Annotated in this window: 12 protein-coding genes; 7 read left to right on the forward strand and 5 right to left on the reverse strand. The window is 77.6% G+C overall.

From position 1 onward, the window contains the following. Position 1: 1 nt before the first annotated feature. On the reverse strand, positions 2 to 1,042 hold the full coding sequence (locus tag ACI79B_RS06320) for a molybdopterin-dependent oxidoreductase (RefSeq protein WP_456926680.1): 1,041 nt from the start codon (positions 1,040 to 1,042) through the stop codon (positions 2 to 4). Positions 1,043 to 1,107: 65 nt separating this feature from the next. Here ACI79B_RS06320 and ACI79B_RS06325 point away from each other — a divergent pair, with 65 nt between their 5' ends. Further along, on the forward strand, positions 1,108 to 3,423 hold the full coding sequence (locus tag ACI79B_RS06325; protein ID WP_456926681.1) for a M20/M25/M40 family metallo-hydrolase: 2,316 nt from the start codon (positions 1,108 to 1,110) through the stop codon (positions 3,421 to 3,423). Positions 3,424 to 3,496: 73 nt separating this feature from the next. Here ACI79B_RS06325 and ACI79B_RS06330 read toward each other — a convergent pair whose 3' ends face one another. After that, positions 3,497 to 4,441, reverse strand: a complete 945-nt coding sequence (locus ACI79B_RS06330; protein WP_456926682.1) for a helix-turn-helix transcriptional regulator — start codon at positions 4,439 to 4,441, stop codon at positions 3,497 to 3,499. Between the two features lie 106 nt (positions 4,442 to 4,547). Between ACI79B_RS06330 and ACI79B_RS06335 the strand changes: the two genes are divergently transcribed. Continuing rightward, the gene (locus ACI79B_RS06335; RefSeq protein ID WP_456926683.1) at positions 4,548 to 4,949 is read left to right on the forward strand and encodes a VOC family protein; all 402 of its coding nucleotides are present in this window, start codon (positions 4,548 to 4,550) and stop codon (positions 4,947 to 4,949) included. Between the two features lie 6 nt (positions 4,950 to 4,955). Here ACI79B_RS06335 and ACI79B_RS06340 read toward each other — a convergent pair whose 3' ends face one another. Both ACI79B_RS06340 and ACI79B_RS06345 read right to left on the reverse strand, forming a co-directional pair. Further along, positions 4,956 to 5,714 (reverse strand): SDR family NAD(P)-dependent oxidoreductase, encoded by a 759-nt coding sequence (locus ACI79B_RS06340; RefSeq protein ID WP_456926684.1) that lies wholly within the window; start codon positions 5,712 to 5,714, stop codon positions 4,956 to 4,958. Positions 5,715 to 5,724: 10 nt separating this feature from the next. After that, complete coding sequence (locus tag ACI79B_RS06345) at positions 5,725 to 6,336, reverse strand: nitroreductase family protein (RefSeq protein ID WP_456926685.1); 612 nt, start codon at positions 6,334 to 6,336, stop codon at positions 5,725 to 5,727. Between the two features lie 58 nt (positions 6,337 to 6,394). Between ACI79B_RS06345 and priA the strand changes: the two genes are divergently transcribed. From priA to hisF, 3 genes are all read left to right on the forward strand, one after another. Beyond that, positions 6,395 to 7,129 (forward strand): bifunctional 1-(5-phosphoribosyl)-5-((5-phosphoribosylamino)methylideneamino)imidazole-4-carboxamide isomerase/phosphoribosylanthranilate isomerase PriA, encoded by a 735-nt coding sequence (priA, locus tag ACI79B_RS06350; protein WP_456926686.1) that lies wholly within the window; start codon positions 6,395 to 6,397, stop codon positions 7,127 to 7,129. Further along, on the forward strand, positions 7,126 to 7,518 hold the full coding sequence (locus ACI79B_RS06355; RefSeq protein WP_456926687.1) for a RidA family protein: 393 nt from the start codon (positions 7,126 to 7,128) through the stop codon (positions 7,516 to 7,518). The genes priA and ACI79B_RS06355 overlap by 4 nt, the downstream gene beginning before the upstream one ends. A 73-nt stretch (positions 7,519 to 7,591) precedes the next feature. Further along, positions 7,592 to 8,386, forward strand: a complete 795-nt coding sequence (hisF, locus tag ACI79B_RS06360) for an imidazole glycerol phosphate synthase subunit HisF (RefSeq protein WP_456926688.1) — start codon at positions 7,592 to 7,594, stop codon at positions 8,384 to 8,386. Positions 8,387 to 8,454: 68 nt separating this feature from the next. On the opposite strand, the gene ACI79B_RS06365 is transcribed toward hisF, so the two are convergent. Then, positions 8,455 to 9,096 carry a TIGR03085 family metal-binding protein gene (locus ACI79B_RS06365; protein ID WP_456926689.1) on the reverse strand — a complete coding sequence of 214 codons (642 nt, stop codon included), beginning with the start codon at positions 9,094 to 9,096 and terminating at the stop codon, positions 8,455 to 8,457. A 112-nt stretch (positions 9,097 to 9,208) separates the two neighbouring features. Here ACI79B_RS06365 and ACI79B_RS06370 point away from each other — a divergent pair, with 112 nt between their 5' ends. Together ACI79B_RS06370 and ACI79B_RS06375 are read left to right on the forward strand one after the other, a co-directional pair. Next, on the forward strand, positions 9,209 to 10,984 hold the full coding sequence (locus tag ACI79B_RS06370) for an ABC transporter ATP-binding protein (RefSeq protein ID WP_456926690.1): 1,776 nt from the start codon (positions 9,209 to 9,211) through the stop codon (positions 10,982 to 10,984). Then, positions 10,981 to 12,801, forward strand: coding sequence for an ABC transporter ATP-binding protein (locus ACI79B_RS06375; RefSeq protein WP_456926691.1), 1,821 nt, complete (start codon positions 10,981 to 10,983; stop codon positions 12,799 to 12,801). Before ACI79B_RS06370 ends, ACI79B_RS06375 begins: the two co-directional genes overlap by 4 nt. Positions 12,802 to 12,809 lie beyond the last annotated feature (8 nt).

Consider the following 12,809-nt stretch of genomic DNA (forward strand, 5'->3'; position numbering starts at 1 on the left):
CTCACTGGAGCGGGACCGGCGGCTGCAGCCACCACGGCGCGTCGACCACCTCCACCCGGCGCACCCACTTCACCCACCAGTAGCCGCGCCGGCCCGGCGCGACCAGCCGCACCGGCGCCCCGTGCCCGGCCGACAGCGGCCGGCCCGCGCAGTGCGTGGCCAGCAGCAGCGCGCCCGCGTCGGCCAGCGGCAGCCGCCGCCGGTAGCCGGTGACGCTGACGACGTCGACGCTGCCGCCGTCGGGCAGGTCGAGGCCGGCCAGCAGCCGGTCCAGCCGCACGCCGCGCCAGTCCTGGACGGCGTACCAGCCGCCGGTGCAGTCGAGGACGGCGGTCACCGTGTCGCCGCGGTCCAGGCCGGCCGCGCGCAGCCGGGTCGTGCGGCCGCCCGCGACCAGGTCGACGGTCCCGCCGGCGTCGTCCGGGACGGCGTCGGTGAACCACTGCGTGACCGGCATGGCCGCGGGGTCGCCGCTGCCGCGCTCGTACGAGCCGGTGCCGCGCCGCCGCGCGCCCGGCGCCCCGGTGAGCCGCAGGCCGCCCTCGACCGCGCCCCACAGCGCGGCCGCGGCGACCGCCAGGCCGCCGGTCCGCAGCAGCGCGCGGCGGGAGGCGTCGCTGCGCCGCGGCCGCTGCCGGCTGCCGACGGCGTGCACGACCAGCAGCACCGCGGTGCCGACCGCCGTCGCGACGTGCACCTGCAGCAGCGCCACGCCGCCCACGGCCAGGCCCGGCCCCGCGACGGTGTGCAGTCCGCCGGTCGCGACGGTCAGCCCGACGAGGACCGCGAGGCCCCACGCCGCGGTGGGGTCGCGGCGGCCGCGGGTGCGCGCCCGCGAGCGGCGGACGACGACGGCCTTCCACGGCACGAGCAGCAGCAGGCCCAGCCCCGCCGCCCCGTGCACGGCGGCCACCAGCCGGGAGGGCAGCGGCGTCCCGACGCCGAACGCGAGCACCCCGCTCCCACCGGCCACCAGCAGGAGCACCAGCAGCCCCAGGTTGGTCCGGCGCCCGGCACGGGCGGGGAGCGCACCGCGCAGCATCCCCGGAGTGTCCTCCGCCCGCGCCTAGGGTGACCCGGTCCCGCATCCGGTCGAGGAGGACCCGCTTGCCCGCGTCGCGCACCCCCGCCCCGGCACCCGAGCGCCGCGGAGGGCCGGCCGGCCCGCTCGTCACGCTGGTCCTGCTGGCCGGACTCACCGTCTGGAGCGTGCTGGCGCTGCGCCCACCGGCCCCCGCGCCCGCCGACGCCCCGGCGGCGTCGTTCAGCGCCGGGCGGGCCTTCGCGCACGTGGAGGAGATCGCCGCGCAGGTGCACGTCGCGGGCAGCCCGGCGCACGAGCGCGTCGTCGACGGGCTGGTCGCCACGCTCACCGACCTGGGCCTGGACACCCGCGTGCAGAACGCCGTCGGCACCTGGCAGGCCGGTCCCGGGGCGGCGGAGATGGCGCGGGTGCGCAACGTCGTCGCGGTCCTGCCCGGCACCGACAGCACCGGCCGGCTGTTCCTCATGGCGCACTCGGACTCGGTGGAGACCGGCCCCGGCGCCAGCGACGACGCCGCCGGCGTGGCCGCCATCCTCGAGACGGTGCGCGCCCTCGGCGCGGGCGAGCCGCTGCGCAACGACGTCGTCGTGGTGATCACCGACGCCGAGGAGGCCTGCCTGTGCGGCGCCGAGGCGTTCGCCGACAGCCACCCGCTGGCGGGCGAGGGCGGGGTGGTGCTCAACCTCGAGGCCCGCGGCACCACCGGCCCGCCGATCATGTTCGAGACGTCGCTGGGCAACGCCGGGCTGGCCGCGCGGTACGCCGCCGCGGTGCCGCACCCGGTGGCCAGCAGCTTCGCCGTCGAGGTGTACCGGACGCTGCCCAACGACACCGACTTCAGCGTCCTGCTCGGCGACGGCGACTTCACCGGCCTGAACACCGCGTTCATCGACGGCAACGCCGCCTACCACACGCCGCAGGACACCCCCGCCCGGCTGGACCAGCGGACGCTGCAGGCGCTGGGCGACAACACCCTCGCCCTCACCCGGGAGCTCGGCGGCGCCGACCTGGCCGACCTGGCCCGCCCCGGCGACGGCGACGCCACCTACTTCCCGCTGCCCACCGCGCTCGCGCGGTACCCGGGCGCGCTGGTGTGGCCGCTGGCGGGGGCGGCGGTGCTCGGCGTCGCCGTCCTGGCGCTGGTGGACCGGCGGCGCGGCTCGTCGCTGCCGCGGACGCTGCTCGGCACGGCCGCCGCGCTGCTGCCGCTCGTGCTCGCGCCGCTGGCCGTCGTCGGGCTGTGGCGGCTGCTGGTGCTCGTCCGGCCCGGCTACGCCACGATGATCGACCCGTGGCAGCCGGGCTGGTTCCGGCTGGCGGCGGTCGCGCTGGTCGCGGCGGTGGTGCTGGCCTGGTACGCGCTGCTGCGCCGCCGCCTGGGCGCCGCGGCGCTGCGCACCGGGGCGCTGGCGCTGCTCGCCGTCCTGGCGGTGCTGCTCGCGGCGCTGGCGCCCGGCGGGTCCTACCTGGCCGCGCTGCCGGCGCTGGCCGGCGCGCTCGCCGGGCTGCTGCCGCGGCGGGCCGGGCTCGCCGGCGCGCTGGTCGCCGGGGCGGTCGCGGTCGTCGTCCTCGCGCCCACCGTGGCGCTGTTCTTCCCGGCGCTCGGCCTGGCCGGCGGGGCCGCGCCCGCGGCGGTCGCGACGGTGCTCGCCCTGGCGCTGCTGCCGGTGGTGGAGGGGCTGTTCCCGGCCGGCCGCGCCCGGCTGCGGACGCTCGCCGTGCCCGGGGTCGCCGTCGCCCTGACCGTGCTGCTCACCGCCGTCGGGCTGGCCGTGGACCGCTTCGACCCGCAGCACCCGGTGCCCAGCCAGCTGGTCTACGCGCTGGAGGCCGACACCGGCGAGGCCTGGTGGGCCAGCACCGAGGACGACCCGGGGGAGTACACCGCGCGCTACGTCGGCACCCCGCGGACGCTGCCGCACGACTACCCCTACCTCGCCGGGGAGGCGGTGGCGGCCGGCCCGGCGGAGGTCGCGAACCTGCCGACGTCGCGGGTCGAGGTCCTCGACGACCGCTCCTCCGGCGGGGAGCGGACGGTCACCGTGCGGGTCACTCCGCAGCGCGAGGTCCGGCTGGTGGTGCTGGACCTGACCGCCGACGGCGGGACGGTCGGCGCCGCCCGGGTGGAGGCGCGCGACGTCCCGGCCCCGGCGCTGGGGGAGGACCGGCTGTGGATCACCTTCCACGCGCCGCCCGCGCAGGGCGTGGAGGCCACGTTCACCGTGGACGGCGACGGGCCGCTGCGGCTGCGGGTGGTCGACGGCAGCGACGGGCTGGGCGACCTGCCCGGCTTCGAGGAGCGCCCGCCCGGCGTCGACGCGGCCGGCACGCACAGCTCCGACCTCGTGGTCGTGGGGGCGACGACGGACCTCGGCTGACCCGGCGCGCGCCGGGTGTCGCCCTGCTGCTGTCCCGGCCGCGCCGAGGCAGCAGCAGGTCGACACCGGGCGCTCAGTCGCCGTGGCGGGCCAGCAGCTCGGCGCCGATCGCGGCAAGCTCGGCGCGCACCGCGGCGGGCCCGGCCACCTCCACCGCGGCGCCGAACCCGGCCAGCTGCTCGGCGACCGCGCGCGTCGTGTGCGCGGCCACGCGCAGCCGCACCCGCCCGTCGCCGTCCGGGCCGCCCTCGACGGCGCAGTGCCGGCCGAACCGGTCCCGCAGCACGGGGACCAGCCGCCCGGCCACCAGCACCGTCGCCGTCACGGGGGACCGCCGGTCCTCGACCGCGCCGACCACCTCGTCCCACACGCCGGGCAGGTCGAGGTCGGCCGGCCGCTCGAAGACCTCCCCGGTCACCGCCGGCGACCCCATGCGGTCGACGCGGAAGGTGCGCCGCCCCGCCGCGGTGCCGGCGACCAGGTACCAGGTGCCGTCCTTGTCCACGAGCCCCCACGGCTCGGCCCGCCGCCGGCTCGGGGCGCCGCCGCGCCCGGCGTAGTCGAACTCCACCACCCGCCGGGCGACGACGGCGTCGAGCAGCAGTGCCACCTCCGGCCGCTCGCGGGCGCGCTCGCCCCAGCCGGCCGGGTCGACGACGACCGCCTCCGCGGCGGCCGCGGCCTCGGCGCGGAAGGTCCCCGGCAGCGCCCGCAGCAGCTTGCGCAGCGCGCCCCGCGCGTCCGGCGCGGCCGCGGTGGCGGGGCCGAGCAGCAGGAACAGCGCCCGCGCCTCAGGCCCGGTCAGGCCGGTGAGGTCGGTGCGCGCCCCGCCGACCAGCCGCCACCCGCCGCCCCGCCCGGCCTGCGGGTACACCGGGACGCCCGCCGCCGACAGCGCCTCAAGGTCGCGCCGGGCGGTCGCCACCGACACCTCCAGCTCGGCGGCGGCCTGCGCGGCGGTGACCCGGCCGCGGGCCTGCAGCAGCAGGAGGAGGGCGACCAGCCGGTCCGCGCGCACGCCGCCGAGGATGCCGCGGAAAGCGCTCAGGAGGTGAGCACTTCTCCCCGGAGCATGGGGTCCAGCGGGACGCGGCAGGCGGACCGCCCGACGGAGGGACCCTCCCGTGCTCCGAGGACTGGCCACCGTGACCCTGCTCGCCGACGACGTCCCCGCCGCCGTCCGCTGGTACGCCGGCGTGCTCGGCACCGAGCCCTACTTCACCCGGCCGGTCGAGGGGCCACCGGCCTACGTCGAGTTCCGCATCGGCGACGACGAGGACGAGCTCGGCGTCATGGACGCCCGCTACGCCACCTGGCCCGCCGGGCGGCCGGCCGGCGTCGTCGTCCACTGGCACGTCGACGACCTGCCCGCGGCGCTGCGGCGCCTCGAGGACGCCGGCGCCACCGTCGTCTCCCCGCCCACCGTGCGCGGCGAGGGCTGGTCGACGGCGGTGGTCGCCGACCCGTTCGGCAACCTGCTCGGGCTCATCACCAGCCCGCACTGGGCCGCCGCCCACGGCGGCTGACCGGGCTCAGCTGCGCAGGTAGGACGCGCCGTTGACGTCGACGATCGTGCCGGTGCTGAACCGCGCCTCGGGCGAGGCCAGCCACAGCACCGCCGAGGCCACCTCCTCCGGGCGGGCGACCCGGCCGAACGGCGACTGCGCGCGGACGGCGTCGCCGCCGGGGCCGTCGAGCACCTCGCGCGCCATCTCGGTCTGCACGAAGCCCGGCGCCACGGCGGTGACCGAGATGCCCAGCGGCGCCAGGGCGAGGGCCATCGACTGCGCGAAGGCGTTCATCCCCGCCTTCGAGGCGCCGTAGGCCGGGTTCTGCGGCTCGCCGCGGAACGCGCCGCGGCTGGACACGTTGACCACCGCGCCGCCGCCGGCGGCGCGCAGGTGCGGGACGGCGCGGAAGGTGGCGTGCGCGGCGCCGAGCAGGTTGACCGCGAGCGTCCGCTCCCACACCTCCCGCCACTCCTCGAAGGAGGCGGTCAGCGGCGGGGAGGCCACGAAGACGCCGGCGTTGTTGACCAGCACGTCCAGCCCGCCCAGCGCCTCCGCGGCGGCGTCGACCATGGCGCCCACCGCCTCCGCGTCGGTCATGTCGGCCTGCACCAGCGCGTGGCCGGACCCGGGCAGCTCGGCGAGCACCGCCTCGGCGCGCTCCTTCGAGGTGCCCCAGTGGACGGCCACCCGGTCGCCGCGCCCGGCGAAGGCGCGGGCGATCGCGCGGCCGATGCCGCGGGAGCCACCGGTGACGAGGACGGCGCGCGAGGAGGAGGTCACGGGCGGGCAGTCAACCAGCCGTGCCCCAGCGGCCGCGGTGGACGACCTGCTCCACGCCCCGCCGGCCCCGCTTGAGCGACGGCGAGCGCCGGTCGTCCGCGCCCGGGTAGCCGACCGACACGACGCCGACCGGCCGGTGGGTGCCGGGGATCCCGAACGCGTCCCGGAAGGCGTCCACCCGCTCGGCCGGGACGCCGAACAGGCAGGCGCCCAGCCCCTCGTCGACGGCGGTCAGCAGCACCATCAGCGCCGCCATGCCGGCGTCGACGTCCCAGTACGGCACCGGCCAGCGGGCCTCGTCGCGGTCGGTCCAGCCCTTGTCGGGCTCCGCGTAGCGGTCGAGGTAGGCGTCCTTCGACGACAGCGGGACCACCAGCAGCGGCGCGCGCCGCATCCGGGTGAGCCAGGCGTCGGGGGCGCCGTCTGAGGCGGTCACCGACCAGAACAGGTCCCGCTCCGCGGGCGTCTCGAGCACCAGGAACGCCCAGCCCTGGGTGAACCCGGCCGAGGGCGCCCGGATCGCGTGCTCGAGCAGCCGCTCGCGCACCTCCGGCGGCACCGGCCGGTCGGGGTCGTAGTCGCGCACCATGCGGCGCCTGCGGACGACGTCGGCGAACTCCACCCCCGCAGCCTGCCGTGGGCGAGCCAGGCCACAGCGGGCCGGTCCCTAGGCTGGGAGCGTGCCGACCCTCCAGCTGCTCCCCGCCGTCGACGTCGCCGACGGTCAGGCCGTCCGTCTCGTGCAGGGGGAGGCCGGCAGCGAGACCTCCTACGGCGACCCCCTCGACGCCGCCCTGCAGTGGCAGCGCGACGGCGCCGAGTGGGTGCACCTGGTCGACCTCGACGCCGCCTTCGGCCGGGGCAGCAACCGCGAGCTCCTGGCCCGGGTGGTCGGCGAGCTCGACGTCGACGTGGAGCTGTCCGGCGGCATCCGCGACGACGAGTCGCTGGCCGCGGCGCTCGCCACCGGCTGCCGCCGGGTCAACCTGGGCACCGCGGCGCTGGAGTCGCCCGAGTGGTGCGCCCGCGCGATCGCCGAGCACGGCGACCGGATCGCCGTCGGCCTCGACGTCCGCGGCACCCGGCTGGCCGCCCGCGGCTGGACCCGCGAGGGCGGCGAGCTCTACGAGACCCTCGCGCGGCTGGACGCCGAGGGCTGCGCCCGCTACGTGGTCACCGACATCACCAAGGACGGCACGCTGCGCGGCCCCAACCTCGAGCTGCTGCGCGAGGTCTGCGCCGCCACCCCGCGGCCGGTGGTCGCCTCCGGCGGGGTCAGCTCGCTCGACGACATCCGCGCGCTGGCCGGGCTGACCGCGGTCGGCGTCGAGGGTGCGATCGTCGGCAAGGCCCTCTACGCCGGCGCGTTCACGCTGCCCGAGGCGCTGGCGGTCACCCGCGAGGCGTCGTCGTGACCGCGCGGCGGATCGGCTCCGGCGGGCCCTGGGAGGACGTCGTCGGCTACAGCCGGGTCGTCGTGCACGGCGACTCCGCCTGGGTGAGCGGTTGCACCGCCACCGTCGACGGCGCGGTCGTGCACCCCGGCGACGTGGGCGCGCAGGCCCGGGTGGCGTTCGGCGTGCTGGTCGCCGCGCTGGAGTCGGCCGGCCTGACCGCCGCCGACGTCGTCCGCACCCGCATGTACGTCACCGACACCTCCCGCTGGGAGGAGGTCGGGCGCGCGCACGGCGAGGTCTTCGGCGCGGTCCGGCCGGCCACCGCGATGGTCGGGGTGGCCTCGCTGCTGCACCCCGACATGCTGGTCGAGGTGGAGGCCGACGCGGTCCGGGGGGCGGGGACGTGAGCGAGCTCGCGAGCTCACGCACGAGCGGAGCAGCCGGGCGAACGCCGCCGACGAGCGCCGGCGAGGAGGCGTCGTGAGCCTGGCCGTCCGCGTGATCCCGTGCCTGGACGTCGATGCCGGCCGGGTGGTCAAGGGCGTCAACTTCGTCGACCTGCGCGACGCCGGCGACCCGGTGGAGATGGCCCGGGTCTACGACGCCGAGGGCGCCGACGAGCTCACCTTCCTGGACATCACCGCCAGCTCCGGCGACCGCGAGACCACCTACGACGTCGTCCGGCGTACCGCGGAGAGCGTGTTCATCCCGCTCACCGTCGGCGGCGGCGTGCGCAGCCCCGACGACGTCGACCGGCTGCTGCGGGCCGGCGCGGACAAGGTCGCGGTGAACACCGCCGCGGTCGCCCGGCCGGAGCTGATCAGCGAGATCGCCGACCGCTTCGGCAACCAGGTGCTCGTGCTGTCCCTCGACGCCCGCCGGGTGCGCGACGGCGCATCGACCGACTCCGGCTTCGAGATCACCACGCACGGCGGGCGCCGCGGCACCGGCCGGGACGCCGTCGAGTGGGTGGTGCAGGCCGCGGAGCTCGGGGTGGGGGAGGTGCTGCTCAACTCGATGGACGCCGACGGCACCCGCGCCGGGTTCGACACCGAGCTGATCCGCGCGGTCCGCCGCGAGGTGAGCGTGCCGGTGATCGCCAGCGGTGGTGCCGGGGCGGTCGAGCACTTCCCGCCCGCGGTCGAGGCCGGCGCCGACGCGGTGCTCGCGGCCACCGTCTTCCACTTCGGCCAGCTGCGCATCCCCGACGTCAAGGCCGCGCTGGCCGGGGCCGGCGTCCCGGTGCGCACCGCCGCGGACACGCCCCTGCGCTGACGGCGGCCGGGGGCCGTGCACCTCCGCGGAAGTGCACGGGGCACTTCCGCGGAAGTGCTCGCGGGCTGTCAGGCGACGGGGGCGCCGTCCCGCACGGCCACCTTCGCCACGTCGCCGCGCCCGGTCGCCCACAGCAGGAGCTCCATCGGCTCGCCCTCGACCGTGGTCGGGGCGGACCCGGCGCGGATCCGCCTTCCGGGCCCGGGGACGTCGCTGCGCTGCAGCACCAGGCCGCCGGGGTGCCGCGGGGCCGCCGTGCGGGCGAACAGCTGCGCGGCGCCCCAGAGCCGGTCGGCGTCGGCCAGCGGCAGCGCGCGCGGCGCCCAGCCGGGCTGCGCCCGCCGCACGTCCTCGTGGTGGATCGCGAACTCGGCGGAGTCCGCGAGCGCCGACACCCCGGGCCAGCCCATCGGCAGCCACGCCGGCGGACCCTGCCGCACCCGGGCCACCAGCTCGGGATAGGCCGCCGAGGTGCGCAGCCGCTCCTCGACCCGCTCCGCGTGGGCGTGCAGCCGGCCGCCGACCGGCGTGCGCTCCAGCGCGTAGCCGGGCAGCGCGTCGGGGCGGCGGTCGCGGGTCACCAGGTGGGCGGCCAGGTGCGCCGTCGTCCACCCCTCGCAGCAGGTCGGGGCGTCGGGGCCGAGGTCGTCGAGGAGGTCGGCGAGGGCCGCGCGCTCGCGGGCGGCGAGCGGGCGGGAAGAGGGAGTCACCGCGGCGGGTTACCGATCCCGTCCACCCGGAAAACCCGCAGGCCCCCGTCGGTGCCGCCGGTTAGCCTGAGTAACGACCGCGAGTGCCGCGGTCGCGACCCCGAGGAGATCCGTGCCCCGCGCCCGAGACGCCGTCGTCCGGCGGGGACTGCGCCACGTCGCCCGGTCCATCCGCGAGCAGCGCGGGATGTTCACCCTGGCCGTGCTCGCCAGCAGCCTGTACGCCGCGATGACCGTGCTGTCGGCGTTCGTCATCGGCGAGGTCACCGACCGGGTGGTGCTGCCGGCCTTCGCCGACGGCGACACCACCGCCGGCGCGCTCACCCTCGCCGTCGTCGTGGTCCTCGGCGTCTCGGTGCTCAAGATCCTCGGCATCCTCGGCCGCCGGCTGTTCGCCGGCGTGATGGCCTACCGCCTGCAGGCCGACTACCGCCGCCGCGTCACCGCGCAGTACCTGCGGCTGCCGCTGGCCTGGCACCAGCGCCACCCCACCGGGCAACTGCTGTCCAACGCGAACTCCGACGTCGAGGCCGCCTGGTACTTCGTCTCCCCGCTGCCGTTCGCCTGCGGCACGCTCGTGATGATCGCCATCACCGTCGTCGCGCTGGTGGCCACCGACCCGCTGCTGGCCCTGGTCGGCTTCGTCGTCTTCCCCTTGGTCTTCGTGGTCAACGCCGTCTACTCGCAGGTGATGAGCCCGCGGATGCAGCGGGCGCAGCAGCTGCGCGCCGAGGTCAGCGAGATCGCCCACGAGAGCTTCGACGCGGGCCTGGTGGTCAAGACCCTCGGCCGCGAGGACGTCGAGAGCGCCCGGTTCACCGAGCGCGCCCAAGAGCTCCGCGACGGGCTGGTGTCGGTCGGCCGGGTGCGCGGGCTGTTCGACCCGCTGATGGAGGCGCTGCCCAACCTTGGCACGCTCGCCGTGCTCGTGGTCGGCGCCGGCCGGGTCGCCTCCGGCGCCACCGACGCCGGCGACCTGGTGAGCATCGCCTACCTGTTCACCCTGCTCGCGCTGCCCATCCGCGCGATCGGCTGGGTGCTCGCCGACCTCCCGCGCGCCCTCGCCGGCTTCGACCGGGTCACCCCGGTGCTCGACGCCACCGGCGAGACCCCGCACGGCCCGGAGACCGCGCCCGCCGGCGACGGCGGCGCCCGGCTGGGCCTGCGCGGGGTCGACCACGTCTTCGACGGCGCGTCGCAGCCGGTGCTGTCGCAGGTCACCTTCGACGTCGCGGCCGGCAGCACGGTCGCCGTCGTCGGGCCGACCGGCTCGGGCAAGTCCACGCTGGCCGGGCTGCTGGTGCGGCTGGTCGACCCGGCCGGCGGGGAGGTGCTGCTCGACGGCGTCGACCTGCGCCGGCTGCGCGAGGGCGAGGTCAGCGGCCAGGCCGCCTTCGTCCCGCAGGGCACCTTCCTCTTCGACGACACCGTCCGCGGCAACGTGACCCTCGGCGGCGGGTACGGCGACGACGAGGTGCGCGCCGCGCTGCGCGTGGCCGCCGCCGAGGACTTCGTCGACCGGCTGCCCGAGGGCCTGGACACCCGCGTCGGCGAGCGCGGCGCCACCCTGTCCGGCGGACAGCGGCAGCGGCTGGCCCTGGCCCGCGCCGTGATCCGCCGGCCCCGGCTGCTCGTCCTCGACGACGCCACCAGCGCCGTCGACCCCGCCGTCGAGGCGCGCATCCTCGACGCGCTGCGCTCGGCCGACCGGCCCTCGACGGTGGTCGTCGTCGCCTACCGGCAGGCCACCATCGCCCTCGCCGACGAGGTGGTGTGGCTGGAGAACGGCCGGGTCACCGCCCGCGGCAGCCACGAGGAGCTGCTGGCCACCGTGCCCGGCTACGCCGCGCTGGTCCGCGCCTACGCCCAGGCGGAGGTGGCGGCGTGAGCGCCGTGGACACCGAACGGCGCGAGGGCGCGTTCGCCACGCTGCGCCGCGGGCTGCGGATGATGCCGGAGTTCCGCCGCGGGCTGCCGGCCACCTTCGCGCTCGCGCTGGTCGCCACCGCCGGGCGGGTGGTCGTGCCGATCGCCGTCCAGCAGGTCATCGACCGCGGCCTGCTCGCCCCCGGCGGCCCCGACCTCGGGCTGGTCCGCACGCTGGTGCTGGTCTGCGCGGTCGTCGTCCTGGTCACCGGGGTGGCGGTGTACCGGATGAACGTCCGGCTGTTCCGCACCACCGAGACCGCGCTGGCCGGGCTGCGCGCCCGGGCGTTCCGCCACGTGCACGACCTGTCGGTGCTGCACCAGCAGGGCGAGCGCCGCGGCTCCCTGGTCTCCCGCGTCACCAGCGACGTCGACCAGCTGTCCACCTTCATGCAGTGGGGCGGCGTCCTCGGCGTGGTGAGCCTCGGCCAGCTGGTCGTGGCCACCGTCGTCATGGCGGTCTACTCCTGGCAGCTGACCCTGCTGGTGCTCCTCTGCTTCCTGCCGCTGGCCTTCGCCGTCCGCTGGTTCGCCCGCCGGCTGCAGGTCGCCTACGGCGTGGTCCGCGAGCGGGTCGGCGACGTGCTCGCCGCGGTGTCGGAGTCCGTCGTCGGCGCGCCGACGGTGCGCGCCTACGGCATCCGCGAGCGGACGGCGGCCCGCCTGGACCGCGCCATCGGCCGGCACTACCGCGCCCAGGTCGACGCGCAGAAGGTCACCGCGGCCGTGTTCGTCACCGGCGAGTTCGCGGCCGCGGTCGCCAACGCCGCCGTCGTCGTGGTCGGCGTGCTGCTCGGCCTGGCCGGGGAGGTCACCGCCGGCACGCTGGTGGCGTTCCTGTTCCTCGTCACGCTCTTCGTCGCGCCGGTGCAGACCGCCAGCGAGGTGCTCAACGAGGGGCAGAACGCGATCGCCGGGTTCCGCCGGGTGCTCGACGTCCTCGACACCGAGCCCGACGTCCGCGACCCCGCCGCCACCGGCACCGCGCGCGACCTGCCGGCCGGGCCGCTGGGCGTCCGGCTCGAGCACGTCACCTTCCGCTACGCCCCGGGCGCACGGGCGGCCCTCGACGACGTCGACCTCGCGCTCGCGCCGCGCCGCCGCTACGCCGTCGTCGGGGAGACCGGGTCGGGGAAGACGACGTTCGCCAAGCTGGTCACCCGGCTCATGGACCCCACCGAGGGCCGGGTGCTGCTCGGCTCCGACGCGGCCGGCTGGGTGCCGCTGCCCGACGTGGCGTTCGCCTCGCTGCGCCGGCGGGTCGGCATGGTGCCGCAGGACGGCTTCCTGTTCGACGCCACCGTCGCCGACAACGTCCGCTACGGCCGCCCGGACCTCACCGACGAGCAGGTCACCGCGGCCTTCGCCGAGCTCGGCCTCGGCGACTGGCTGGCCGGCCTGGCCGACGGCGTCGCGACGGCGGTCGGCCAGCGCGGCGAGTCGCTGTCGGCGGGGGAGCGGCAGCTGGTCGCCATCGCCCGCGCCCACGTGGCCGCGCCCGACCTGCTGGTGCTCGACGAGGCCACCAGCGCCGTCGACCCGGCCACCGAGCGGCGGCTGACCCTGGCCCTGGACCGGCTCACCGAGGGCCGCACCACGCTGACCATCGCGCACCGGCTGTCCACCGCCGAGCGGGCCGACGAGGTGCTCGTCGTCGACGCCGCCCGGGTCGTGCAGCGCGGCACGCACGCGGACCTGGTCGACGCCGTCGGCCCCTACGCGCGGCTGCACGCCTCGTGGCGCCGGTCGTCGGCGGGGGAGCCCGAGCGCGTCGCCTGAGCCGGCGC

This window comes from Geodermatophilus sp. SYSU D00879 (assembly GCF_054050375.1).

What these genes read in the sequence shown, in the direction of transcription:
- ACI79B_RS06320 (WP_456926680.1), bottom strand. Translation starts at nt 1,042, where the DNA reads ATGCTGCGCGGTGCGCTCCCCGCCCGTGCCGGGCGCCGGACCAACCTG.